Source organism: Citrobacter pasteurii (assembly GCF_019047765.1).
GTDB lineage: Bacteria > Pseudomonadota > Gammaproteobacteria > Enterobacterales > Enterobacteriaceae > Citrobacter > Citrobacter pasteurii.
This window is the reverse complement of sequence record NZ_CP077262.1, coordinates 1,678,151-1,704,276: the sequence shown is the minus strand read 5'-3', so window position 1 is coordinate 1,704,276 and position 26,126 is coordinate 1,678,151. Positions and strand designations below refer to the sequence as shown.

The 26,126-nt window shown below is 52.2% G+C and carries 22 protein-coding genes; 9 read left to right on the top strand and 13 right to left on the bottom strand.

Annotation, left to right across the window (positions count from 1 at the left end):
- Positions 1-9 precede the first annotated feature (9 nt).
- From iadA to I6L54_RS08210, 4 genes are all read right to left on the bottom strand, one after another.
- Complete coding sequence (gene iadA, locus I6L54_RS08225) at positions 10-1,173, bottom strand: beta-aspartyl-peptidase (protein WP_040233493.1); 1,164 nt, start codon at positions 1,171-1,173, stop codon at positions 10-12.
- 11 nt (positions 1,174-1,184) lie between these two features.
- Positions 1,185-1,646: a YjiG family protein gene (locus I6L54_RS08220; RefSeq protein ID WP_005121881.1), complete on the bottom strand. Its 462-nt coding sequence runs from the start codon at positions 1,644-1,646 to the stop codon at positions 1,185-1,187.
- A gap of 1 nt (position 1,647) precedes the next feature.
- A complete protein-coding gene (locus I6L54_RS08215; RefSeq protein ID WP_040233492.1) occupies positions 1,648-2,307 on the bottom strand; it encodes a nucleoside recognition domain-containing protein in 660 nt (219 codons plus the stop codon).
- Positions 2,308-2,473: 166 nt separating this feature from the next.
- Positions 2,474-3,538, bottom strand: a complete 1,065-nt coding sequence (locus tag I6L54_RS08210) for an AI-2E family transporter (protein ID WP_005121878.1) — start codon at positions 3,536-3,538, stop codon at positions 2,474-2,476.
- Between the two features lie 226 nt (positions 3,539-3,764).
- Between I6L54_RS08210 and bepA the strand changes: the two genes are divergently transcribed.
- A complete protein-coding gene (gene bepA, locus I6L54_RS08205; RefSeq protein ID WP_040233490.1) occupies positions 3,765-5,228 on the top strand; it encodes a beta-barrel assembly-enhancing protease in 1,464 nt (487 codons plus the stop codon).
- 122 nt (positions 5,229-5,350) lie between these two features.
- Positions 5,351-5,710 carry an arsenate reductase (glutaredoxin) gene (gene arsC / locus I6L54_RS08200; protein ID WP_040233488.1) on the top strand — a complete coding sequence of 120 codons (360 nt, stop codon included), beginning with the start codon at positions 5,351-5,353 and terminating at the stop codon, positions 5,708-5,710.
- A gap of 34 nt (positions 5,711-5,744) precedes the next feature.
- Here arsC and I6L54_RS08195 read toward each other — a convergent pair whose 3' ends face one another.
- From I6L54_RS08195 to I6L54_RS08180, 4 genes are all read right to left on the bottom strand, one after another.
- Positions 5,745-6,446: a DnaA inactivator Hda gene (locus tag I6L54_RS08195; RefSeq protein WP_211924219.1), complete on the bottom strand. Its 702-nt coding sequence runs from the start codon at positions 6,444-6,446 to the stop codon at positions 5,745-5,747.
- A gap of 95 nt (positions 6,447-6,541) precedes the next feature.
- Entirely contained in the window at positions 6,542-7,831 is a 1,290-nt protein-coding gene (gene uraA / locus I6L54_RS08190; RefSeq protein WP_005121873.1) for a uracil permease, read from the bottom strand.
- Between the two features lie 96 nt (positions 7,832-7,927).
- The gene (gene upp / locus I6L54_RS08185) at positions 7,928-8,554 is read right to left on the bottom strand and encodes a uracil phosphoribosyltransferase (protein ID WP_003037929.1); all 627 of its coding nucleotides are present in this window, start codon (positions 8,552-8,554) and stop codon (positions 7,928-7,930) included.
- A 182-nt stretch (positions 8,555-8,736) separates the two neighbouring features.
- Positions 8,737-10,167, bottom strand: a complete 1,431-nt coding sequence (locus I6L54_RS08180; RefSeq protein ID WP_040233486.1) for a 6-phospho-beta-glucosidase — start codon at positions 10,165-10,167, stop codon at positions 8,737-8,739.
- A 295-nt stretch (positions 10,168-10,462) separates the two neighbouring features.
- Between I6L54_RS08180 and purM the strand changes: the two genes are divergently transcribed.
- The 4 genes from purM (at position 10,463) to ppx (ending at position 15,965) form a co-directional block, all read left to right on the top strand.
- Positions 10,463-11,500 carry a phosphoribosylformylglycinamidine cyclo-ligase gene (purM, locus tag I6L54_RS08175; protein WP_040233483.1) on the top strand — a complete coding sequence of 346 codons (1,038 nt, stop codon included), beginning with the start codon at positions 10,463-10,465 and terminating at the stop codon, positions 11,498-11,500.
- Positions 11,497-12,138 (top strand): phosphoribosylglycinamide formyltransferase, encoded by a 642-nt coding sequence (gene purN, locus I6L54_RS08170; RefSeq protein WP_040233482.1) that lies wholly within the window; start codon positions 11,497-11,499, stop codon positions 12,136-12,138. Before purM ends, purN begins: the two co-directional genes overlap by 4 nt.
- 214 nt (positions 12,139-12,352) lie before the next feature.
- Positions 12,353-14,419 (top strand): polyphosphate kinase 1, encoded by a 2,067-nt coding sequence (gene ppk1 / locus I6L54_RS08165; RefSeq protein WP_005121867.1) that lies wholly within the window; start codon positions 12,353-12,355, stop codon positions 14,417-14,419.
- 4 nt (positions 14,420-14,423) lie between these two features.
- Positions 14,424-15,965 carry an exopolyphosphatase gene (gene ppx / locus I6L54_RS08160; RefSeq protein WP_040233481.1) on the top strand — a complete coding sequence of 514 codons (1,542 nt, stop codon included), beginning with the start codon at positions 14,424-14,426 and terminating at the stop codon, positions 15,963-15,965.
- Here the strand turns inward: ppx and I6L54_RS08155 are convergent.
- Positions 15,945-18,215: a sensor domain-containing phosphodiesterase gene (locus tag I6L54_RS08155; protein WP_040233480.1), complete on the bottom strand. Its 2,271-nt coding sequence runs from the start codon at positions 18,213-18,215 to the stop codon at positions 15,945-15,947. The two genes, ppx and I6L54_RS08155, sit on opposite strands and share 21 nt — an antisense overlap.
- Positions 18,216-18,565: 350 nt before the next feature.
- Between I6L54_RS08155 and I6L54_RS08150 the strand changes: the two genes are divergently transcribed.
- Together I6L54_RS08150 and mscS are read left to right on the top strand one after the other, a co-directional pair.
- Positions 18,566-18,769: a YfgG family protein gene (locus I6L54_RS08150; RefSeq protein WP_072033354.1), complete on the top strand. Its 204-nt coding sequence runs from the start codon at positions 18,566-18,568 to the stop codon at positions 18,767-18,769.
- Positions 18,770-19,134: 365 nt separating this feature from the next.
- Positions 19,135-20,013, top strand: a complete 879-nt coding sequence (gene mscS, locus I6L54_RS08145) for a small-conductance mechanosensitive channel MscS (RefSeq protein ID WP_040233477.1) — start codon at positions 19,135-19,137, stop codon at positions 20,011-20,013.
- Between the two features lie 93 nt (positions 20,014-20,106).
- On the opposite strand, the gene guaA is transcribed toward mscS, so the two are convergent.
- Positions 20,107-21,684: a glutamine-hydrolyzing GMP synthase gene (gene guaA, locus I6L54_RS08140; RefSeq protein WP_005120440.1), complete on the bottom strand. Its 1,578-nt coding sequence runs from the start codon at positions 21,682-21,684 to the stop codon at positions 20,107-20,109.
- A gap of 63 nt (positions 21,685-21,747) precedes the next feature.
- Positions 21,748-23,214 carry an IMP dehydrogenase gene (gene guaB, locus I6L54_RS08135; RefSeq protein WP_040233522.1) on the bottom strand — a complete coding sequence of 489 codons (1,467 nt, stop codon included), beginning with the start codon at positions 23,212-23,214 and terminating at the stop codon, positions 21,748-21,750.
- Positions 23,215-23,374: 160 nt separating this feature from the next.
- Between guaB and xseA the strand changes: the two genes are divergently transcribed.
- Positions 23,375-24,748: an exodeoxyribonuclease VII large subunit gene (gene xseA, locus I6L54_RS08130; RefSeq protein ID WP_040233476.1), complete on the top strand. Its 1,374-nt coding sequence runs from the start codon at positions 23,375-23,377 to the stop codon at positions 24,746-24,748.
- On the opposite strand, the gene I6L54_RS08125 is transcribed toward xseA, so the two are convergent.
- Both I6L54_RS08125 and I6L54_RS08120 read right to left on the bottom strand, forming a co-directional pair.
- Complete coding sequence (locus I6L54_RS08125) at positions 24,745-24,960, bottom strand: zinc ribbon domain-containing protein (RefSeq protein ID WP_005120435.1); 216 nt, start codon at positions 24,958-24,960, stop codon at positions 24,745-24,747. The genes xseA and I6L54_RS08125 overlap by 4 nt on opposite strands.
- A 52-nt stretch (positions 24,961-25,012) precedes the next feature.
- Positions 25,013-26,095, bottom strand: coding sequence for a Gfo/Idh/MocA family oxidoreductase (locus I6L54_RS08120; protein ID WP_040233475.1), 1,083 nt, complete (start codon positions 26,093-26,095; stop codon positions 25,013-25,015).
- Positions 26,096-26,126 lie beyond the last annotated feature (31 nt).

Genomic DNA, 26,126 nt, shown 5'->3' with positions numbered 1-26,126 from the left:
CATAAGCGTTTATTCAAACGTCCCTTTTACGCAGGCTTTCTTCTCTCTGACCACAGCTTTTCCCTTCGCCCACAGGTGATTAACCTCCAGCGCATCGTTAAGCACCAGAATGTCCGCATCGCATCCCGCCGCCAGACGCCCCTTATGTTCGAGCCCCAAAAATTCTGCGACCGTACGCGTCAGCGGACACAGCGCCTGTTCCAGCGGCACAGCATGCACCTTCACTAACTGGCGCACCGTTTCAGCCAGAGATTCAAACCCTGCGACACCAATGCCGGTGAGATTACCAAACGTATCAAATTCCGGCTGACTTCCGTTGCCGTCCGAACTCAGGGTAATGCGTGACAATGGCACATTCTGGCGCAGCGCCGTGGCAATGGCCATGGCCGGATCGACTGGCTCATCAATGCTGCTGGTAATATCGATATAACCGCCCTGGCGGGCATACTCCAGCGCCGCCTGGAACAACGGTTGTGCACGGTTAACGTGTGTCGGCAACAGTTTGGTAATCGGGACATCACAGCACTCGAGGATGTTGTACAACGGCTCCAGCATGCGCGGGCTGTCACCCATGTGGAAAACGCTGATCCCCGGCTTGCGCCCTAACAATCCACCAACCCGCGACTGCGCCGCCATGTTCGCCAGCGCCGAGGTGTCCGGGGCAGAGGAACGATGGTCCGAAACCGCACATTTCACGCCAATAACTTTATCGATCAGCGCCACGTCGCGATCGATACTGCCGGTGATGGTCGGAGATGGCAGAGAATAGGCCCCGGTCAGCATCCATGCGCTGATGCCTTCAAACTCCAGCGCACGTGTTTTCGCCAGCAACGACTCAGGATGACGGGTAATCCCGTCCGTTCCCAATAATCCCACGACGGAAGTGATACCGGCTTCAACCAGTCGCGACAAGCGCACTTCAGGCGTACGGGTATGTGGCCCTGCCTCTCCGCCGCCGCCAATCAGATGGACGTGCTGATCGATAAACCCCGGGCACACAATCGCACCGTCAAGATGGATGCACTCGCAGCCGGGGAAGTCTTCAGGAGAAATCGACGGCGCGATGGCAACAATTGTACTGCCAGACACCAGAATATCCTGGCGGCCTAAATCTTCCGGCGCGTACACGTGTCCCTGCTGGAACAACGTCAAATTAAGAATGGAACAGTTCATAACCTTCCTTGTCAGGCAATTACCTGCATAACCCAAATAGAGAGCAGCGCATTAATAACGCATACCGCAATAATCAGCGAGTAATAACGAGGATGGACCCCCGCAGTCCCCAGACAGCGTCCCACATTTTGCACCGGATTGCCCATCAGGTAGATAGCCGGCAGCAATACAGTCGCATCATGTCCCGAAAGCGTACCAGCAACAACCAGACTGGCACAAACGCCGACGCCGCCTCCCATACTCATCACCGCCGCCAGCAGCACGGTGGCAGATTCCCCCGGTAGCCCCCACAGCGCCATCACCGGTTCGCACACCCGCCCGACAATCTCGAGCAATCCCGTCACCTTCAGCGCCTGAATAATCACAAACGCCATCACCACGTTAGGTAACAGGCTGGTTGTAGCAATTGTAAACCCGCGCCGTGCGCCATCGATAAACATATCCATGACGTTTTTACGTACCTGCGTTGTCATCTCAGACCTCCTGCTGCAGACGGCGGTTTTCCAGCTGCGCTATCCACAGACGCAGCAGATTCGCCCCCACAAATTTGAAGACAAGGATCACCGCCAGCGGCGTAATCACCGGCACGGTAACCATCGTAAACAGCGCAGCACCCGAGGAAAAATAGTTGGTAATACACGCGCTGCCGCTGGTTTGCCAGCAGGCAAATATGGCGCGTTCCTGTTCAGTAATAATGCCCTCTTCCGCCATCTCTTTGGTCATCCCTGCTGCAGCATCGGTATTTTGCAAATTCGCAATCAGCGCCAGCGAACAAACACCCGGAATACCGAGTAACGGGCGCAGGACCGGCGTCATCAACTGTTGCGCCGCGCGCAAACCGCCCAGCCCTTCAGTGACGGAGATTATCCCGAGAGAAAGAATGACGGAAGGTGCCAGCTCAAGCGCGAATAAGAAGCCGTCTTTGGCCCCCATCCCTCCAGAGCCGCGAAAAGAGACCGCCGTATCGCCTGCGGCATTAATCGACCCAAACGCGCCGTTGAGGACGGTGAAGTCAAAAACTCGCCACCATTCGGTACTTTTCGCAAACATGCCGGAAAAAAGAATAATCGTAATAAAAAAAGCGAGATAACCGCCCCATCCCGCCTTTTGCTGCGTGTGTGTGTTGTGACCCATGTTGTTCTCCTGTTGGCCTTATTCCTTGCGTGACGAAAAAACATCACGAGGGCCAAATTAAAGACAAACACGGAGAAAAACGATACCGGAGGAAATTATTCAGAAAGTGAGGATAGAGGTCAGACAAGTTCAGTTCCGACGGCATGGCGCCATCGGAACTGATGGACTAGCGATCGTCAACCGTCTGACCATCCGGCCAGGCATGCACCACGGCTTTGATTAGCGTCGCCAGCGGAATGGCAAAGAATACCCCCCAGAATCCCCACAGACCGCCGAAAATAACAACCGACAGAATAATCACCAGTGGGTGCAGGTTTACGGCTTCGGAGAAGAGTACGGGAACCAGCAGATTGCCGTCCAACGCCTGGATTATCAGGTACACGGCGAAACAGCTCCAGAACTCCGTTCCGAGTCCAAACTGAAACAACGCCACACCAACAACCGGAATCGTTACCACAAACGCGCCGATGTACGGGATTAGCACAGAGAACCCCACCAGCACCGCCAGCAGCAGAGAGTAGTTAAGGCCAAACATCAGGAAGCCCAGCCAGGTTGCAACACCGACCACCACCATCTCCAGTACTTTACCGCGGATATAGTTGGTGATTTGCTGGTTCATTTCTTTCCAGACTTGTCCTGCCAGTCCACGATTTCGCGGCAGCACCCGGCGCACAGCATTCAACATCTGGCTCTTATCCTTCACCAAAAAGAATACCATCAGTGGGACAAGCACCAGATACACCGCCAGCGTCAGTAAACCGACCAGTGAAGCCAGCGAATATTTCACCACCGAATCGCCCATGGTGAGCATTCGCGAGCGCATATTCTCCGCCATCGCATCAATGATGCCCGCATCCATCAGCGCCGGATAACGTCGCGGTAAGGTAGCGGCAAAGTCAGACAACTTGTTGAGCATGCCAGGCATATCGCGGATCAGATAGATGCCTTGCTGCCATGCGACCGGCATTACCACAAACGCCATCAGCAGTAAAATGCCGACAAACACCACCAGCACAATTGACGTCGCCCAACGCCGCGAGCAACCGATATTTTCCAGCCGGGCGGTAGGCCATTCCAGCAGATAAGCCAGCACAATCGCGACCAGCAGCGGCGCTAACAGACCACTAAAGAAGAACAGGATGCCAAAACCGGCAACCAGAATAATCAGCAAGGCAATAGCCTCAGGGTCGCTAAAGCGGCGGCGATACCATTGCGTCAACATTTCGAGCATAAAACCTTCCCTGAACCTCAATAGCGGGATTGCGATCCCGAATTGTATCGAAATGTCACAAAAAAGACTTCGCTTTTTATGGCTGATTACGCAAAGTGAAAAGACATTTTTCCTGGGTGTTCATCGTCAGGTTTCGCAGTTACACTCGCTAAGCTTGCGGAGTGTGAACGATACTTCACGGCATTGGTCAAATGGCTATCTCAAAAAAGAATACAGGACAGAGGTTATGTTCAGGCAGTTGAAAAAAAACCTGGTTGCTACCCTCATTGCTGCACTGACCGTCGGTCAGGTTGCGCCCGCATTTGCTGATACTGCGGACACCCTGCCTGATATGGGAACGTCGGCAGGCAGTACGCTTTCAATTGGACAAGAAATGCAGATGGGCGATTATTACGTTCGCCAGCTGCGCGGTAGTGCGCCGTTAATTAACGATCCGTTGCTGACCCAATACATTAATGCTCTGGGGATGCGCCTGGTTTCGCATGCAGATTCGGTAAAAACACCCTTCACTTTCTTTTTAATTAACAACGATGAAATAAACGCCTTCGCTTTTTTTGGCGGCAACGTTGTATTGCACTCCGCACTGTTCCGCTATTCCGATAACGAAAGCCAACTGGCGTCGGTAATGGCGCACGAAATTTCTCACGTCACGCAGCGCCACCTGGCGCGCGCGATGGAAGATCAGAAACGTAGCGCACCGCTGACATGGGTTGGCGCATTAGGCTCGATTTTATTAGCGATGGCCAGCCCGCAGGCAGGGATGGCGGCGCTAACCGGTACGCTGGCGGGTACGCGCCAGGGAATGATTAGCTTTACTCAGCAGAACGAACAGGAAGCAGATCGCATCGGTATTCAGGTGCTGCAACGTTCGGGATTCGATCCCCAGGCCATGCCGACGTTCCTCGAAAAACTGCTCGATCAGGCCCGTTACTCTTCGCGTCCGCCGGAAATTTTGCTGACTCACCCCCTGCCTGAAAGCCGCCTGTCGGATGCCCGTAACCGCGCCAACCAGATGCGCCCGGTCGTAGTACAATCTTCAGAAGATTTCTATTTGGCCAAAGCGCGCACCCTGGGCATGTACAATTCAGGCCGCAACCAGTTAACCAGCGATCTACTGGATAACTGGTCGAAAGGTAACGTGCGCGAACAGCGCGCTGCGCAGTATGGCCGGGCGCTGCAAGCGATGGAAGCCAGCAAATACGACGAAGCACGTAAAGCGCTACAGCCGCTGCTCGCGGCAGATCCGAATAATGCATGGTATCTCGACCTGGCAACAGATATCGATCTCGGCCAGAAGAAAACCAGCGATGCCATTAATCGCCTGAAAAACGCCCGTGACCTGCGTACCAATCCGGTACTGCAGCTCAACCTGGCGAATGCCTATTTACAGGGCGGACAAGCCAAAGAGGCGGCAACCATCCTGAATCGCTATACGTTTAATCATAAAGATGACACCAACGGCTGGGATCTGTTAGCCCAAACGGAAGCCAATCTGAATAACCGCGATCAGGAACTGGCGGCGCGCGCGGAAGGGTATGCCCTCGCCGGACGTCTTGATCAGGCGATCTCGATGCTCAGCAACGCCAGTGCTCAGGTGAAACTAGGCAGCCAGCAGCAGGCCAGATACGATGCCCGTATCGACCAACTGCGCCAACTGCAAGAGCGCTTTAAACCGTACACCAAGATGTAATTATCGAACCCTTGCCGGATGGCGACGCTGTAGCGTCTTATCCGGCCTATATCAGACGCGATTGTAGGCCGGATAAGGCCTTTAGGCCGCCATCCGGCAGTATTGTTATGCAAGGAGAAGTCATGTCAGACGCGATTAAAATCTACCATAACCCACGCTGCTCCAAGAGCCGTGAAACGCTGGAATTACTGAAGTCCAACGGCGTGGACCCGGAAGTGGTGTTGTATCTGGAAACGCCGGCTGATGCAGCAACCCTGCGTGAACTTCTGCAGATGCTGGGTATGTCCAGCGCGCGTGAGCTAATGCGCCAGAAAGAAGATCTCTATAAGTCGCTTAACCTGGCGGACAAAAATCTGAGCGAAGATGCGCTGATTCAGGCAATGGTAGAAAACCCAAAACTGATGGAGCGCCCGATTGTGGTAGCGAAAGGTCAGGCACGGATTGGTCGCCCACCTGAGCAAGTGCTGGAAATTATTGGTTAATCTTAAGACTGCCGCAGTTTTTCGGCTGCGGCACTTACAGCTTCAGTATCTCTTTTACGAACGGAATGGTCAGCTTACGCTGGGCGGTGATCGATGCGTGATCAAGCTGATCCAGCGTCATAAACAGCGTACGCATTTCCCGATCCAGACGCTTAAGCAGGAAGCGGCCCACATCTTCCGGCAGTTCAAACCCACGTAGCCTTGCGCGTAATTGCAACGCCTGCAGTTTATCTTCATCAGAAAGCGGCTGTAGCTTGTAGATTTGTCCCCAGTCCAGACGCGAAGCGAGATCTGGCAATCCCAGATTCAGCTGTCTTGGTGGACGATCGCCGGTGATCAGCAGGCGTGTTTTCCCCGACTCCAGGATACGGTTGTAGAGATCAAAGATCGCCATTTCCCACAGCGAATCACCGGCCACACATTCGATGTTATCGATGCATACCAGCGATAAATGCTCCATCCCGTCGAGCACCTCGGGGACGAACCAGGTGCGTTTGTCGAGCGGCACATAGCCTACCGCATCGCCGCGCGCGGACAGTTCCGCACAGGCTGCATGCAGCAAATGACTACGGCCAGCACCTTCACGCGACCAGAGATAAATATACCCGCTATGTTCCTGACGCAGCACGTTTTGCAGTGCAGCCAGTAAAGAGGAGTTATCCCCCGGCCAGAAACTTGCGAAAGTTTCGTCATCAGGAAGATAAAGTGGCAAAGAGAGCTGTGCCGGTGTGTTCAGAGATACCTCAACCCAGGATTTCATAAAATCGCGTTGAGTTTAACACAGAAATGCGTCGCGATAGAACCGGGCAGCATTGCTACCCGGTCAGAGACTTAGTGTTGCGGGCTGTCAGCATCTTCAGCATCGAGGACAACTTCTTCCGGGCGCAGCAGGCTGATCACTTTGAAAATCAGGCTCAGACAGACACCCACAATGGTCGCCAGCGCCATGCCTTTCAGCTCAGCAGCACCGATGTGAACTTTCGCGCCGCTGACGCCGATGATCAAAATGACCGAGGTCAGGATCAGGTTCTGTGCTTTGTTATAGTCAACTTTTGACTCGATCAACACGCGAATACCGGAAGCGCCAATCACGCCGTACAACAGCAGAGATACACCGCCCATGACCGGCAGTGGAATGATTTGGATCGCCGCCGCCAGTTTACCGACGCAGGAGAGCAGAATGGCGAAAATCGCCGCGCCGCCAATAACCCAGGTACTGTAAACGCGGGTAATCGCCATAACGCCGATGTTCTCGCCGTACGTGGTGTTCGGCGTAGAACCGAAGAAGCCGGAGATCACCGTCGACAGACCGTTAGCAAACATAGATCGATGCAGGCCAGGATCGCGAATCAAATCTTTTTTCACGATATTCGCCGTTACCACCAGGTGCCCGACGTGTTCAGCAATAACCACCAGCGCCGCAGGCAGAATGGTCAGAATAGCGACCCATTCAAAGCGCGGCGTGTAAAACGTTGGCAGAGCAAACCAGTGAGCCTGCGCTATCGGCGTGGTGTCCACAACGCCCATCACGAAGGAGAGCGCGTACCCAGCCAGCACCCCAATCAAAATCGGGATAATCGCCATAAAGCCACGGAACAGTACGGAACCAAATACCGTCACCGCCAGCGTCACCATTGAGATGATGATGGTTGTTGAGTCTGGCGCTTGTCCTTCAGCAGGCAGTAATCCCGCCATACCCGCAGCGACACCCGCCAGCTCCAGACCGATGACGGCAACGATTGCGCCCATCGCCGCAGGCGGGAACATGACATCCAGCCAACCAGTACCGGCCTTCTTAACGATGAACGAAACCAGGCAGAACAGGATGCCACACATAATGAAACCGCCCAGCGCCACTTCATATCCTAGCGGCAGCAGCAGCAGAACCGGGGAGATAAACGCAAAGCTTGAACCGAGGTAAGCCGGAATTTTACCTTTACAAATAAAGAGATACAGTAACGTACCAATGCCGTTAAACAGCAGAACGGTAGCTGGGTTGATATGAAACAGGACTGGCACCAGTACCGTTGCGCCAAACATGGCGAACAGGTGCTGCAAACTAAGCGGGATTGTCTGTAAAAGCGGCGGTCTTTCACTCACCCCGATAGCACGGCGCGTCATAGTGTTTTCCTCTGAGTGTTGTTTGTTATTAGCGATTGGGTTGTTTTATTCAAAAAAAAGCCGACTCTTAAAGTCGGCTTTTTTTTATTTATTCATTTACTTGGTACCAAAAATCTTATCGCCGGCATCGCCGAGCCCAGGAATAATGTATCCGTGCTCGTTCAGTCCCTGATCGATGGAGGCGGTGTACAGCTCGACATCCGGGTGCGCTTTTTCCAGCGCCGCGATACCTTCCGGCGCGGCAACCAGTACCAGTACTTTAATGCTGCTGCAGCCTGCTTTTTTCAGCAGGTCGATGGTAGCGATAACGGAACCGCCGGTTGCCAGCATCGGGTCAACGATCAGCGCCATACGCTCATCAATGTTAGAGACCAGCTTCTGGAAGTACGGAACCGGCTCCAGCGTCTCTTCATTGCGGTACATACCCACCACACTGATACGCGCGCTCGGAACGTTTTCCAGTACGCCTTCCATCATGCCCAGGCCCGCACGCAGGATTGGCACAACGGTGATTTTTTTGCCTTTGATTTGGTCAACTTCAACCGGACCGTTCCAGCCTTCGATGGTCACCTTTTCGGTTTCCAGACCAGCGGTTGCTTCATAAGTCAGCAGACTGCCAACTTCCGAGGCGAGTTCACGAAAGCGTTTAGTGCTGATGTCGTTTTCACGCATCAGTCCCAGCTTGTGTTTGACGAGTGGGTGTTTGACTTCCACGATCTTCATACTCTTCTCCTTTCCTCAGACGAGTGGCAACCACAAAAAAATCGCCGGATTATACCGCTTTTCGTCTCTGGCGCAACACTGGATACGCTTGATATGGATCAACCAAAATCGTTTGCGTCCGGATGATGAGTATAAAACAAGCCCCGCTATAAGTGCGGGGCTTGTTATCAATGCTATGAATTTTATAGGTTTTCAGCATTAGTTTGGATGACGTTTCGATACCAGGAAAAAGATTTCTTCGGCGAGCGTGCTAATGTCCCACTCCCGTCATTATTTTTATCAACATAGATAAAGCCGTAGCGTTTTTTCATCTCCCCCGTCCCGGCCGAGACTAAATCAATACAGCCCCACGGGGTATAGCCCATCAGATCCACGCCATCTTCCACCACCGCTTTTTTCATTTCGCGGATATGCGCGGCCATATAGTCAATACGATAGGAATCATCCACCGAGCCGTCGGCCTGCTGCACGTCAATCGCACCAAAGCCGTTTTCTACAATAAACAGCGGCAACTGATAATGGTCCCAGAACCAGTTCAGCGAATAGCGCAGACCGACGGGATCAATCTGCCAGCCCCAGTCCGATTTCTGCACGTACGGGTTAGAAACCAGACTTTTCGACTCGTCGTAATCCAGCTGTGGGTTGTCCGCCGTTGCCTGGGTCGCGAAAGACATATAATAGCTAAAGCCGATGTAATCAACGCAGCCCTCGGTCAGCGCCTGACGGTCTTCCTCGGTGATATCCAGTTCAAAGCCACGACGGGCAAAGTAATTGAGAAGATGCTGCGGGTATTTGCCGCGCACGTGTACGTCAGTGAACCAGTAGCGGCGATGCATGGCGTTCATCGCCATCATCATGTCGTTCGGCGCACAGGTCAGCGGATAAATTGGGCACATCGCAATCATGCAGCCAATTTGCAGCGTCGGGTTAATCTCGCGTGCGGCCTTTACTGCCAGCGCGCTGGCTACCAGCTCATAGTGCGCCGCCTGGTACATGACCGGTTCGCGATCTTCACCGGGCAGGTATTTCAGACCAGAGTTAGTAAAGGGCGCGAAGTCTTCGTGATAATTTGCCTGATTGTTAATCTCATTAAACGTCATCCAGTACTTCACTTTGTGCTGATAACGAGTGAAAACCACCCGGGCAAAACGGACAAAAAAGTCGATCAGCTTACGGTTGCGCCAGCCGCCATATTCCGTCACCAGATGGTAGGGCATCTCGAAGTGCGACAACGTAATCACCGGCTCAATGCCATATTTCAGGCATTCGTCGAACAGATCATCATAGAACTGCAGGCCAGCTTCATTAGGTTGCGCGTCGTCGCCTAAAGGGAAAATCCGCGTCCAGGCAATGGAAGTGCGAAAACATTTAAACCCCATTTCAGCAAACAGCTTGATGTCGTCTTTATAGCGATGATAAAAATCGATGGCATCGTGGTTAGGATAGTTTTTACCGGCAATCACACCGTCAGTAATTTCACGCGCTACGCCGTGTGCCCCCGCCGTCATGACATCGGCAACGCTAATACCTTTACCGCCCTCCCGCCAGCCACCTTCCAGTTGATGAGCGGCGACAGCTCCACCCCACATGAAATCTGCTTTAAATCCTGACATCCCCTTCCCCTATCGTGATGAGTCTGCGCAAAACACTCTCAGTGAGGTTCGTAACAGAAAACAGAAACCGGTTTCAGTACGATACTGTGCATTCGGCTGGCAGGTTTCAAGCACAAGACTGTACCCGGTTTCATTTTCGTGGCGCAGTTCAAACAAATAGATAAATGATTGTAAAATGCTGAAAAAATCAGCAGATAAAACTTGATGCAGAGCAGGCTCGCAAACGTTTGCTTTCCCTGTTAGAATTGCGCCGAATTTAACTTTTACTGCAAGTAAACATGTGGGGAAGCAGGCAGTGACCGATAAAACCTCTCTTAGCTACAAAGATGCCGGTGTTGATATTGATGCAGGTAATGCTCTGGTTGATCGAATCAAAGGCGTAGTAAAGAAAACGCGTCGTCCGGAAGTTATGGGTGGTCTGGGTGGCTTCGGTGCGCTGTGCGCATTGCCGCAAAAATATCGTGAACCGGTACTGGTTTCCGGCACTGATGGCGTTGGCACAAAACTGCGTCTGGCGATGGATCTGAAACGCCACGACACTATCGGCATTGACCTCGTCGCAATGTGCGTCAACGACCTCGTGGTTCAGGGCGCTGAGCCGCTGTTCTTCCTCGACTACTATGCAACCGGCAAACTGGATGTGGACACCGCAGCCAGCGTCATTAACGGGATTGCCGAAGGCTGCCTGCAGTCTGGCTGTGCGCTGGTCGGTGGGGAAACAGCTGAAATGCCGGGGATGTACCATGGCGAAGATTACGACGTGGCAGGTTTCTGCGTCGGCGTCGTCGAAAAATCAGAGATTATCGACGGTTCTAAAGTGGCTGACGGCGACGTACTGATTGCGCTCGGCTCCAGCGGTCCGCACTCCAACGGCTACTCTCTGGTGCGTAAAATTGTTGAAGTCAGCGGTTGTGACCCGGAAACCACCGAGCTTGCAGGCAAATCGCTGGCCGATCACTTGCTGGCTCCGACCCGCATTTACGTAAAATCCATTCTGGAACTGATCGAGAAGGTTGATGTGCATGCCATTGCCCATCTGACCGGCGGCGGCTTCTGGGAAAATATTCCACGCGTTCTGCCGGACAACACGCAGGCCGTGATCGACGAATCTTCATGGCAGTGGCCAGCCGTCTTCAACTGGCTACAAACGGCGGGTAACGTCAGCCAGCATGAAATGTATCGCACCTTTAACTGCGGCGTAGGCATGGTTATTGCCCTGCCAGCTCCGGAAGTGGACAAAGCCCTGGCTTTGCTCAATAAGAAAGGTGAAAACGCATGGAAAATCGGTATCATCAAAGCTTCTGATTCCGAACAGCGTGTGGTCATTGAATGAAAAACATTGTGGTGCTCATTTCCGGCAACGGAAGCAATTTGCAGGCGATGATCGACGCCTGCGAACAGAAAAAAATCAATGGCACCCTACGTGCAGTATTCAGTAACAAGGCCGATGCGTTCGGCCTTGAGCGTGCACGCGAAGCGAATATTCCGGCGCACTCGCTGGAAGCCGCCCAGTTTGCCAGTCGCGAAGCCTTCGACCGCCAGCTGATTCAGGAAATTGACGCTTATTCACCTGATGTCGTGGTGCTGGCCGGTTATATGCGCATCCTCAGCCCGGCGTTTGTCGCGCACTATTCTGAGCGATTGCTGAATATCCACCCGTCTTTATTGCCGAAGTATCCAGGCCTGCATACGCACCGCCAGGTGCTGGAAAATGGCGATGAAGAACATGGAACCTCCGTCCACTTCGTCACCGATGAACTGGACGGTGGGCCGGTTATTCTCCAGGCTAAGGTTCCGGTATTTGAAGGCGACAGCGAAGATGATGTCACGGCACGGGTTCAGGCCCAGGAACATACCATTTACCCGCTGGTGGTAAGCTGGTTTACCGATGGTCGCCTGAAGATGCGTGATAACGCAGCATGGCTGGACGGCGTTCGTCTGCCGCCACAAGGCTACGCCGCCGACGAATAATAAAATCCGACCTGTAAACCGGATCTCACCCTCCGGTCTACAGGCATAAATACCTTTTCCGGTTAACATCTCCGGTATTCATCTACGCTCCCCCTTTCTCTTTGCTATCAGACGGTTTATTGTCATATTTTTCTGGCACAGTTGGACATCTGAGAGCAATGCTCGCCATAATAAATCGGTAGTGTCCCGTGAATGAAACGGAGTAAAAGTGGTAATGGGTCAGGAAAAGCTATACATCGAGAAAGAACTCAGTTGGTTAGCGTTCAACGAACGCGTACTCCAGGAAGCTGCTGATAAATCAAACCCGTTGATCGAACGGATGCGTTTCTTAGGCATCTATTCCAACAACCTCGACGAATTTTACAAGGTTCGCTTTGCCGAACTGAAGCGCCGAATCATTATTAGCGAAGAACAGGGTTCAAACTCTCACTCCCGCCACCTTTTAGGCAAAATCCAGGCTCGCGTATTAAAAGCCGATCAGGAATTTGACGGCCTGTACAACGAGTTGCTGCTGGAGATGGCGCGCAACCAGATTTTCCTCATCAACGAACGTCAGCTATCGGCCAATCAACAGAGCTGGTTACGCCATTACTTCAAGCAATATCTTCGCCAGCACATTACGCCGATCCTGATTAACCGCGAGACGGATTTAGTTCAGTTCCTGAAAGACGACTACACCTATCTGGCGGTGGAAATTATCCGCGGCGATACAATCCGCTACGCGCTGCTGGAAATCCCTTCTGATAAGGTTCCCCGTTTTGTGAACCTGCCGCCGGAAACCCCGCGGCGTCGCAAACCGATGATCCTGCTGGACAACATCTTACGTTACTGCCTTGACGACATTTTCAAAGGGTTCTTTGATTACGATGCGCTGAACGCCTATTCGATGAAAATGACCCGTGACGCCGAATACGATTTGGTGCACGAGATGGAATCGAGCCTGATGGAGCTGATGTCATCCAGCCTGAAACAGCGTCTGACCGCAGAGCCTGTACGCTTCGTCTATCAGCGCGACATGCCCAATGCGCTGGTTGAGGTACTGCGTGAAAAACTGACAATTTCTCGCTACGATTCGATTGTGCCCGGCGGGCGTTATCATAACTTCAAAGACTTTATTAACTTTCCCAACGTTGGCAAAGCTAACCTGGTGAACAAACCCCTGCCGCGTCTGCGCCATATCTGGTTCGATAAAGAGAAGTTCCGTAACGGCTTTGATGCAATCCGCGAGCGCGATGTACTGCTGTATTACCCGTATCACACCTTTGAGCACGTTCTTGAACTGTTGCGTCAGGCTTCTTTCGACCCGAGCGTGCTGGCGATAAAGATCAACATCTACCGTGTGGCAAAAGACTCGCGCATCATCGACGCAATGATCCATGCCGCGCATAACGGTAAAAAAGTCACCGTAGTGGTGGAATTGCAGGCGCGCTTTGATGAAGAAGCCAACATTCACTGGGCCAAGCGTTTGACTGAAGCGGGCGTTCACGTCATCTTCTCCGCGCCGGGCCTGAAAATTCACGCCAAACTGTTCCTTATCTCGCGTAAAGAAGGTGATGAAGTCGTGCGCTATGCGCATATCGGGACGGGCAACTTCAACGAAAAAACAGCGCGCCTGTACACCGACTACTCTTTGCTGACCGCTGATTCGCGTATCACCAACGAGGTTCGTCGGGTGTTTAACTTCATCGAAAACCCGTATCGTCCGGTGACGTTCGATTATCTGCTGGTTTCTCCGCAGAACTCACGCCGTCTGCTGTACGCGATGATCGACAAAGAGATCGCCAATGCGCAGCAAGGGCAGCCTTCCGGTATCACGCTAAAACTGAACAACCTGGTCGATAAGGGCCTGGTTGATCGTCTCTATGCGGCCTCAAGCTCAGGCGTACCGGTTAATTTGTTGATTCGCGGTATGTGTTCTCTGATCCCAAATCTGGAAGGTATCAGCGACAACATTCGCGTGATAAGCATTGTCGACCGCTACCTTGAACACGACCGGGTTTATATTTTCGAAAACGGTGGCGATAAGCAGGTATACCTCTCCTCCGCAGACTGGATGACCCGCAATATCGACTATCGCATCGAAGTCGCCACCCCGCTGCTTGACCCTCGCCTCAAACAGCGCGTGCTGGATATTATCGATATCCTGTTCAGCGACACGGTGAAGGCTCGCTTCATCGATAAAGAACTCAGTAATCGCTACGTACCGCGCGGAAACCGCCGCAAAGTTCAGTCACAATTGGCGATTTACGACTACATCAAATCACTCGAGCAACCTGACTAACGCTATGCCAATACACGACAAGACTCCACGACCGCAGGAATTTGCTGCGGTCGACCTTGGTTCAAACAGTTTCCATATGGTCATTGCCCGCGTGGTTGATGGCGCAATGCAGATTATCGGACGACTGAAACAACGCGTTCATCTGGCGGATGGCCTCGGCGAAGATAACAAGCTGAGCGAAGAGGCAATGGAGCGCGGATTAAGCTGCCTGTCCCTGTTCGCCGAACGTCTGCAGGGCTTTCCCCCGTCAAGCGTATGCATCGTGGGAACCCATACTTTGCGTCAGGCGCTGAATGCGACCGATTTTCTCAAGCGAGCGGAAAAAGTCATTCCCTACCCGATTGAGATTATCTCCGGTAACGAAGAAGCCCGACTGATTTTTATGGGCGTGGAACACACTCAGCCGGAAAAAGGCCGCAAGCTGGTTATCGATATCGGCGGCGGTTCAACAGAACTGGTGATCGGCGAAGATTTCGAACCCAAGCTGGTCGAAAGCCGCCGTATGGGCTGCGTCAGTTTTGCCCAGATGTATTTCCCGGGCGGTGTCATCAGCCGGGAAAACTTTCAGCGTGCCCGCATGGCGGCAGCGCAAAAGCTCGAAACCTTAACGTGGCAGTTTCGCATTCAGGGCTGGAATGTCGCAATGGGCGCGTCAGGCACGATTAAAGCGGCACACGAAGTGCTGCTGGAGATGGGTGAAAAAGACGGTTTTATCACCCCTGAACGCCTGGACAAACTGACATCTGAAGTGCTGAAGCATGCCTCATTTGATGCGCTCAGCCTGCCGGGGCTGTCAGAAGAGCGAAAAGCGGTATTTGTTCCCGGGCTCGCGATTCTGTGCGGCGTGTTTGACGCGCTGGCGATCCGCGAACTTCGCCTTTCTGATGGCGCACTACGCGAAGGCGTACTGTACGAGATGGAAGGACGTTTTCGCCACCAGGACGTTCGCAGCCGTACCGCCAGCAGTCTGGCGAACCAGTACAACATTGACAGTGAACAGGCCCGGCGCGTGCTGGAAACAACGATGCAAATGTACGACCAGTGGCATACGCAACAGCCCAAACTGGCCAATCCTCAACTGGAAGCATTACTGCGCTGGGCAGCGATGCTGCATGAGGTTGGGCTGAACATCAACCACAGCGGCTTACATCGCCACTCTGCTTATATCTTACAAAACAGCGATTTACCGGGGTTTAATCAGGAACAACAACTGATGATGGCAACATTAGTTCGTTATCATCGCAAAGCGGTGAAACTGGATGACCTGCCTCGCTTTACGTTGTTCAAGAAAAAACAGTTTCTGCCGTTAATTCAGCTATTGCGCCTGGGCGTACTGCTGAATAATCAGCGCCAGGCGACCACCACGCCACCAACCCTGACTCTGATAACTGATGACAACCACTGGACCTTACGCTTCCCGCATGACTGGTTTAGCCAAAATGCGCTGGTGCTGCTCGATCTGGAAAAAGAGCAGCAATACTGGGAGGGCGTAACCGGCTGGCGTCTCAAAATTGAAGAAGAAAGCTCACCCGATATCGCCGCATAAACTCTCAGCAGGTGCCAGTTCAGCTGGCACCTGTTCTTCCAGCGTTTCATGCAATGGCAGGGGTTTACCAATCAAATATCCTTGCAGGTAATCAATTCCCAGCGAAATCACCGCACTGCGTATTTCTTCAGTTTCGACATACTCCGCAACCACCTGCATTCTTTTCATCCTCGCCAGGTGGCAAATAGAGGCCACAATTTGATAGTCGAGGCTGTTCGAAACGATATTGCGAATAAAGCTGCCGTCAATTTTCAGGATATCGGCACTCACATTCTTCAGTCGCGCATAGCTGGCGTATCCGGTGCCAAAATCATCAATCGCAATCTGACAGCCCATAGATTGCAGTTGCAGTAACGTTGCCTGTGCCTGTTCCGCATTGGTTAAGGCGTTGCTTTCCGTAACTTCAAAAATCAACTGCCACGCTTCAACCTTGTACTTAACCAGTAACTGATTGATATCATGTGGAAGTCGGGCGCGACATATCGACGTAGGTGATAAGTTAATGGCAAACCGACGGGCAGGCATTTTTTCCCGATTCTGCGCCATAAACTTCAGCGTGTTTTCAATCACCCACATATCGATGCTGGACGACAAGCCAAACTCATGCGCGATCGGCAAGAAGCAATCAGGAGGGATGGTTTCACCGTCATCTCCTGCAAGGCGCAGCAGGATTTCATGATAAACGTCGCCGCGTACGCCAGAAATCGGCTGCGCCATCAGGAAAAAGCGATTGTGCTCCAGCGCCTGCTGTAGACGATTCATCATCGCCACTTTATCTTTCAGATCCCGCTGCAAGTGCATTACGCCTCGGCGCTGCAAGTTCTCTGGCGCATTAGTCGCCAGAGAAAGCTCGGCAATGGTGCTTAACTCCCCCAGTAACAGATAGATATGGTTAACAGGAGAACGGACATAGCAAAAACTGATCCCCACCTGCGGCTGTAAAGGCATGCCATCCCAAATAAAACGGAACTGTTTGATATGCCTGTCCAGGGCTTCAATGCGCTCCTGATGCGACTCGGTGTTAAAACGCAAAACTAAGTCATTACCCGATAACTGATAGACATGCTCATCCTGTTCCAACAGTGGCGTTATCCACTGTGAGAGTTTTTGCTTGTACTGGATACGCAGCATAATGCCGTAATTTTTTACCAGTAGTCCCATGCCCGGAACACGCAAAAAGCAGAGCACTGACCATGGCGTTTTTTTCAAATCCCGGTTCAATGCGCGCAAATTCGGCAGATGCACCATCGGATCAAAGTATGCCAGGCGATGGTTGCGCCGGGTAACAAAGCGTTGGCGCGTTGCCAGTACGGCAATGAAGTTCACGATGAAGGAAAAAACCAGGTAACTCGACGAGGTAATGGCAAGCTGTGTGTCATAACTCGAATACCAGGGCATATAGCGCTGATAATAATGGATTGCGATAATCAGTACGACAGACCATATCAGCGAAATAAATCTAAAACCGTATCGCATTGCTCCCCATAACATGGCAGGGAGCAATAACGACAAGGTATAATTTGTGCTAAATATTGAGCTGTGCTCATCTAGTGGTAGACACAACAATGTCATTATTGTGGTCAAAACAATCAGCCAGACCGCAAACTCTATTTTGGTAACTTTGGCGTCAAACTGTTGCTTTAATTGAGAAAAATAGCCTCTGATATGCAACGGATTACGAATCGTTCGAATAATGAAGTAACACAGTGGAACCCCAACCAGATTCCCGGTCAGCATGGCCTGATAGTTGATCAACGTGCCAGTATTAAAGGGCATAACCCCCACCATAACGGATTTGCTCTCATAGACGCCGACAAACGCGGCAAACTGGAAGAGTATCAGAAACAGGGTTGCCGGACAGAAGACCTGCCAAAACATGCGCTGAAACATCAGGCGAGAGTCACCGTGAGATACGTTGTTCCGCCGGGGAGCAAATACTTTATACCCTCCCCAACTCAGCACTATCGTAACAATAAAGTGCGTAATAATTGACAGCGTTTCAAATAACCCAACCTGTGGATATTTGTAGCAGATAATGGAAATGATAATTCCCGGCAATGCCGCCCAGCTAAAAAATAGCATCAGGCTAATCATCAACGCCAAAGGCATGTAGAAAAGAATTACGGTCCCAGTACTAATATGGGCATAGGTATTGGCAGCGCTCAATATAGGCAACAGCAAAGATGGTAAGATGAGAGGTAACGCCCACCATCTATCTCTCATACCAATATAATTTTTATTGAGTTTCATAGATGCTCAGTAGAATCCCGCACATCCTGCAGGGGGTATTCAGACAGGCATCCCACCTGACTCTAAAACGGTAAAGTTAAATACATCACTATGCCTCATCGATTTTAGTTGTCAGCAAAAGGTGACGTTTGACATATATCAAAAAAAAAGCCCCTCATTAATCAATTATTACTCTTTTCATTGTTTTTTATCGTTATTTCATTATTAATGCAAATAATAATATTAATATTCATAACATATGAGGATGAAACAACTGAAGCAATTTTACATAATGAAAAATTGACCATTTCCTCACAGTATGCCTTAATGTGAGTATCGCCCTCAGTTGGGTACACTACAAGGAACCTTTTGTGAGCCAGGTTACCAGCCTACGCAAACGACACCGATTTAATAGTCGCATGATCCGGATCGTACTGCTTATCAGTTTTCTCTTCTTCTTCGGACGCTTTGTCTACTCCGCCATTGGTGCGTGGCACCACCACCAGAACAAAAAAGAATCTCAGCAGATCACCCAGCCGCAACAGGCATCTCCTGCTCAAACCGACGTGCGCTGATCGCTCGCGCCTGTGATATCTCAGCATTAAGATTCCTTACCGGATGGCTAAGTGCCAGACATTTAACCATCCGGTAAGGGATTTGAGTGATGAAACATTACGCAGTCTTACCCACCACACGCACTGAATTATCGGATAACAGACTGCGTTTTTCGCACAAATGCACAATCTTTTAATCCCACTTCACCGCACTATTCGCGCTGATTTTCACATTTCGATTTACTGGGTATAAAAAAGACACACAGTGTTCAAATAGACGTCAATTAATATCGTCAGAAAATATCACAGGCGAAAGTATTAACATTACGTATGGAATTAAATATTTATTTGAATTGTTACCATTTTAAATTCTACAGGGTAATACCATGAGTGGTTTTTCATTATTTCCGAAAATACGAAGCGGTGTTGAATGGATCTCCGGGCATAGCGACGCGGTTATTCAATTCGGCTGGAATATTGTTGCCGCCGTGATTTTACTGTTTGTCGGTAAATTTATCGCTCGCCTGCTCTCCCGTGGACTGGAAAAGTTACTGTTAAAACGTAAAGTCGACAGAACCATCATTCAATTTTTCACTGCGCTGGTACGTTACATTACCCTCGCCTTTGCCGTGGTAGCCGCATTAGGGCGCGTGGGTATTGAAACATCATCTATTATTGCCGTCATTGGCGCTGCTGGGTTGGCCATTGGCCTTGCGCTACAAGGGTCACTCTCCAACTTTGCCGCTGGCGTACTATTGGTCTCCCTGCGCCCATTCCGCGCCGGAGAAGTGGTACAAATTGGGGCAGTCACCGGAACGGTGGAAAAGGTGCATATTTTCTCCACCACCCTGCTCACCGCCGACAGCAAAGAAGTGGTCATTCCAAACGGTAAGATCATCGCTGACAATATCATTAACTATTCCCGCCACCCTTTCCGCCGTATCGATCTGGTGATTGGCGTGGGCTATCAGAGCCGGATAGCTGACGTTAAGCGCGTGATTAACCATATTATCGGGCAAGATACCCGCATCGATAAGCAACGTGGGGTGACCGTTCGTCTGGGTGAACTGGGCGCTTCAGCATTGAATTTTTACGTCCGCGTATGGGTACCCAACATCGAATACTGGAATACCTATTACGATCTGTTGGAAAACATTAAAGAAGCCCTGGACGCCAACCATATTGCCCTGCCGTATCCGCAGATGGATATCCGCGTTGAGAACGTAGCCCCCCAATCTCACCCCCAGCTACAGTTAGTTGATTAATAGGCTGTTCTTCGGTGTGAGCGCAATAAAAAACCCTCTGTTAAAGAGGGTTTGACATATTACCGTTTCAAAAACCACTAACGGAGAGAGATATTATTCCCACTCGATGGTAGCTGGCGGCTTACCGCTGATGTCATACACCACGCGGGAAATACCGTTCACTTCGTTGATGATGCGGTTAGAGACGCGGCCCAGGAAGTCATACGGCAGATGCGCCCAGTGGGCGGTCATAAAGTCGATGGTCTCAACTGCACGCAGGGAAACAACCCAGTCGTATTTACGGCCATCGCCCATGACGCCAACGGAACGTACCGGCAGGAACACGGTGAACGCCTGACTGACTTTGTTGTACAGGTCAGCTTTGTGCAGTTCTTCGATGAAGATAGCATCTGCACGACGCAACAAATCGCAGTACTCTTTCTTCACTTCGCCCAGTACGCGCACGCCCAGACCCGGCCCCGGGAACGGGTGACGGTACAGCATGTCGTACGGCAGACCCAGCTCCAGACCAATCTTACGCACTTCGTCTTTGAACAGCTCACGCAGCGGTTCAACCAGACCCATCTTCATCTCTTTCGGCAGGCCGCCCACATTGTGGTGAGATTTGATAACGTGTGCTTTACCGGTGGCGGAAGCCGCGGATTCAATCACGTCCGGATAGATAGTGCCCTGCGCCAGCCATTTAACGTCTTCCAGTTTCAGTGCTTCTTCATCGAACACTTCAACGAACACACGACCGATGATTTTACGTTTGGCTTCCGGATCGCTCTCGCCTTTCAGCGCATCCAGGAAACGCTGCTCGCCTTCAACATGAACAATATTCAGACCGAAGTGGTCACCAAACATATCCATCACCTGCTGAGCTTCATTCAGGCGCAGCAGACCGTTGTCAACGAATACACAGGTCAGATTTTTGCCGATCGCACGGTGCAACAGCATCGCGGTGACGGAGGAGTCAACGCCACCGGACAGACCGAGGATCACTTTATCGTCGCCAACCTGCTCACGGATACGTGCAACAGCGTCGTCGATGATTTTTTCCGGCGTCCACAGCGCTTCACACTGGCAGATGTCACGCACAAAGCGCTCCAGCATACGCATGCCCTGACGGGTGTGGGTTACTTCCGGGTGGAACTGTACGCCGTAGAAGCGTTTTTCTTCGTGCGCCATAATGGCGAACGGGCAGCTGTCGGTGCTGGCGACAGTGACGAAACCTTCAGGAATGGCGGTCACTTTGTCACCGTGGCTCATCCATACGTCCAGCAGCGGTTTGCCGTCGGCGGTCAGGGAGTCTTCAATACCACGCACCAGCGCACTGTCAGTCTGAACCTCTACCTGCGCATAGCCGAATTCACGTTCGTTAGACCCTTCAACGTGGCCACCGAGCTGCATTGCCATGGTCTGCATGCCGTAGCAGACGCCGAACACCGGCACACCGGCATTGAAAACGTATTCTGGCGCACGCGGGCTGTTTTCTTCAGTGGTGCTTTCCGGACCACCGGAAAGAATGATACCGCTTGGGTTGAATTCGCGAATTTGTGCTTCCGTAACATCCCATGCCCACAGTTCACAGTAGACGCCCAGTTCACGTACGCGACGTGCAACCAGCTGAGTATACTGCGATCCGAAATCGAGGATGAGAATGCGATGTTTATGAATATTGTCTGTCATTGACGCTAATTCCGAGGCAAGTGAAACAAATTCGCCCGGCATAGAGCCGGGCGCGGAAACTTATCAGGAGCCCATGCGGTAGTTAGGGGACTCTTTGGTGATGGTCACATCGTGAACGTGACTTTCCTGGATACCCGCACCGCTGATACGGACAAATTCAGCCTGAGTACGCAGCGCGTCGATAGTACCACAGCCGGTCAGCCCCATACAGGAGCGCAGGCCGCCCATCTGCTGGTGAATGATCTCTTTCAGGCGGCCTTTATACGCTACGCGGCCTTCAATACCTTCCGGGACCAGTTTGTCGGCGGCGTTATCGCTCTGGAAGTAACGGTCGGAGGAGCCTTTGGACATCGCACCCAGAGAGCCCATACCGCGGTATGATTTGTAAGAACGACCCTGGTACAGTTCGATTTCGCCCGGGGATTCTTCGGTACCCGCCAGCATGGAGCCCACCATGACTGCAGCAGCACCGGCAGCGATTGCTTTCGCGATGTCGCCAGAGAAACGAATACCGCCATCGGCGATAACCGGAATACCGGTGCCTTCCAGCGCTTCAACGGCGTCAGAAACAGCGGTGATCTGCGGAACGCCCACACCGGTAACGATACGGGTGGTACAGATGGAGCCAGGGCCGATACCCACTTTAACAGCGCTGCAGCCGGCTTCAGCCAGAGCGCGAGCGCCAGCGCCCGTTGCGACGTTACCACCGATGATCTGCAGATCCGGATATTTAGCGCGAGTTTCACGAATACGCTGCAATACGCCTTCAGAGTGACCGTGAGAGGAGTCAATCAGCAGTACATCAACGCCCGCGGCAACCAGCGCGTCAACGCGCTCTTCGTTACCAGCACCCGCGCCGACAGCAGCACCAACGCGCAGACGACCATGCTCGTCTTTACAGGCGTTAGGTTTACGTTCTGCTTTCTGAAAATCCTTAACCGTGATCATGCCGAGAAGATGGAAGCTGTCATCAACGACCAGCGCTTTCTCAACACGTTTTTCGTGCATTTTTGCAAACACAACATCACGCGCTTCGCCTTCGCGTACAGTTACCAGACGCTCTTTCGGCGTCATATAAACGCTAACCGGTTGGCTGAGGTCGGTAACAAAGCGTACGTCACGACCGGTGATGATACCGACCAGTTCGTTGTCTTCCGTTACAACCGGATAGCCTGCAAAGCCATTACGCTCGGTCAGTTCTTTCACTTCACGCAGCGTGGTGGTGGGCAGTACGGTCTGCGGATCGGTCACCACGCCAGATTCGTGTTTTTTCACACGTTTAACTTCTTCGGCCTGGCGCTCGATGGACATGTTTTTGTGGATAAAACCGATGCCGCCTTCCTGAGCCAGGGCAATTGCCAGGCGAGCTTCCGTCACGGTGTCCATAGCCGCAGAGAGCATAGGAATGTTCAGGCGAATGGTTTTCGTCAACTGGGTGCTGAGATCAGCAGTATTCGGCAGAACGGTAGAATGAGCGGGAACGAGGAGGACGTCGTCAAACGTCAGGGCTTCTTTAGCGATACGTAGCATGGGCAATATCTCACCTGGGAGGTTATTAAATATTGCCGCGGCATTATACAGAGCGTAACCGATTGCATCCACACTTTTTTGCAAAAAAACCTTGCGCTCCTCTGTGAGCATGTTACTTTCGATTGAATAACCTGCTGATTTAGAATTTGATCCCGCTCACATGTTATCCTCTCAAACCACCTCAATTTTTACCGTAAGCCGCCTGAATCAGACGGTTCGTCTGCTGCTTGAGCAGGAAATGGGACACGTGTGGATCAGCGGCGAAATTTCGAATTTCACCCAGCCCTCTTCAGGCCACTGGTATTTCACGCTTAAAGATGACACCGCCCAGGTACGTTGCGCGATGTTCCGCAACAGTAACCGCCGGGTGACCTTCCGCCCGCAGCATGGACAGCAGGTGCTGGTACGCGCCAACATTACGCTGTACGAGCCGCGCGGCGACTACCAGATAATCGTCGAGAGCATGCAGCCTGCGGGCGAAGGATTGTTGCAGCAAAAATATGAACAGCTGAAAGCCAAATTACAGGCTGAAGGTTTGTTCGATCAGCAATACAAACAACCGTTGCCCTCACCGGCCCATTGCGTCGGGGTGATCACCTCGAAAACCGGGGCTGCGCTGCACGATATCCTCCATGTTCTGAAACGTCGTGACCCTTCCCTGCCCGTGATAATTTACCCAACCGCCGTGCAGGGTGATGATGCGCCGGGGCAGATTGTTCATGCCATTGAACTGGCTAACGCACGTCAGGAGTGCGATGTTTTAATCGTCGGGCGTGGTGGTGGATCGCTGGAGGATTTATGGAGCTTTAACGACGAACGCGTGGCGCGGGCAATATTTAACAGTGCCATTCCGGTCGTTAGCGCCGTTGGCCATGAAACCGATGTCACTATTGCTGACTTCGTCGGCGACTTGCGCGCGCCTACGCCGTCTGCGGCGGCGGAAATTGTCAGCCGCAATCAACAGGAGCTGTTACGCCAGATTCAGTCTGTGCAGCAGCGTCTGGGTATGGCGATGGATTACTACATCGCGAACCGCAACCGCCGTTTCACTCAGATGTTCCACCGTCTACAACAGCAGCACCCTCAGTTGCGTCTGGCCCGTCAGCAAACAGTGCTGGAGCGGCTGCGGCAGAGAATGAACTTCGCACTTGAGAATAAGATTAAGCAAGCCAACCAGCGCCAACAGCGCGTAAGTCAACGCCTGAACCAACAAAACCCACAGTCGCACATTTATCGGGCGCAAACCCGTATTCAGCAACTGGAATATCGTCTGGCGGAGAATATCCGCGCGCGTTTAAGCGAGCAGCGAGAACGCTTTGGTAATGTGGTGACGCATCTTGAAGCCGTAAGTCCGCTTTCCACGCTGGCGCGCGGCTATAGCGTCACTACCGCGACGGACGGCAAAGTGCTGAAGCAGACCAAACAGGTGAAGGCCGGTGATGTGCTCACGACCCGACTGTCAGATGGTTGGGTAGAGAGTGAAGTGAAAGGCGTAACGGCGGCAAAGAAAACGCGTAAGAAAAAGCCGGATTAAACCGGCGCAAACTCCACGCGTTTCTTCGAAATCAACCCATGGCCATTCTGACAGAAGTAATCCACCGCTCCGCAGGCTTTTAATACCTGGAGCGGTTGATGGCACTCCGGACAGCGCGCTTCTAACGGAATATCTTTTTTGCAGTTTTCACAGTGCGCCACACCGTTTTGCAGTTCCAGTTCTGCGTGACAATCCGGGCAGTTCATTGACATGGTGACTCCTCTAAAGGGCATTCAGCTCTGCATTAATTTTACCACGATACGCTTAGTGTGGGCCACGCAGCTGTTGCTGCAAGGTGAGTAATCGTTCAACCTCCTCCAGTCTGCGCTGCGTTGTGCACCTCACCTCCTGTGGGTTGCGTTCAAACAGACTTTGCGCCCCCAGAATATGTTCCGCCAGACAATGGGCATAAATCGTACCGGGAAGCCTCCAGCGACGCACAGCATCACCGTCAATCACTTCAAGCACATCCTCGGCCCCGCGCCGGTCATGGCTGATGATACGACCATCGCTCAGATACAGGCGCAAACCTTTTTGACCGCCAGTTGGACCCGCGTATTTATTCAGCCAGATATCCAGCGGTATACTGCTAATCTGCCCCTGAAGATGAGCTTCACCCTCTGCCGTAGTCAGGTCACCGCGGGAGATATCACGCCCCAGGCGGTCTTTAGCCCGCTTCACCTGCAAAGTCATACTGTCATTGCCGCCCAGGCAACGTACCGTTTCACGCAACATTGCCAGCACGTGCGTACCGATATCCAGAATCACGCCATCCGGGTGGCGCAGCTCGCGCGCATCCGGCTCACCGGTGGCAAAGTTAAGCGCTATAGGCTCCCCTGCGGCGTTAAACCCGCTTGGCTCCTGCAAGAAACCTTCGATTTTAACAATGTCCGAAAAGTGGGAAACCAGTGTCGGTTGTGGGTTATCGCCCTGCCACTGCGCCCCGAGTTTCCCTAATGCCAGCTGCATTGCGCCATTACGCGCCATCCAATGGTCTAGCGCCAGTACGCGATCAGCGACGCCGGGTTGAACCATCAGCATTTTCAGTTTTTCAATTTGGGAAAGCGTGGCGACAATCGGTTTTTCGACCACGATACGTGCGATGGGAGCGGCCAGCGCCTGTTCCAGCACCTCAAGATGGTGCAGGGATGCGGTGGTGATAAACAGGGTATCAAGCGGTGTTGCCAGAAGTTCAGCGAGCGATGCGCAGCGTGTCACATCTGCAGGCTGTTTTGCGGGTTGCACATCAAATCCCACACAGCGGAATGAATCACCGAACATATGACGTAATGCGGGCAAGTATGCCGTTTCAACCACCGCGCCAAGCCCCACAAACCCTAACAACATACTTTTACCTCGTTGATTGAATTGCCGGAGC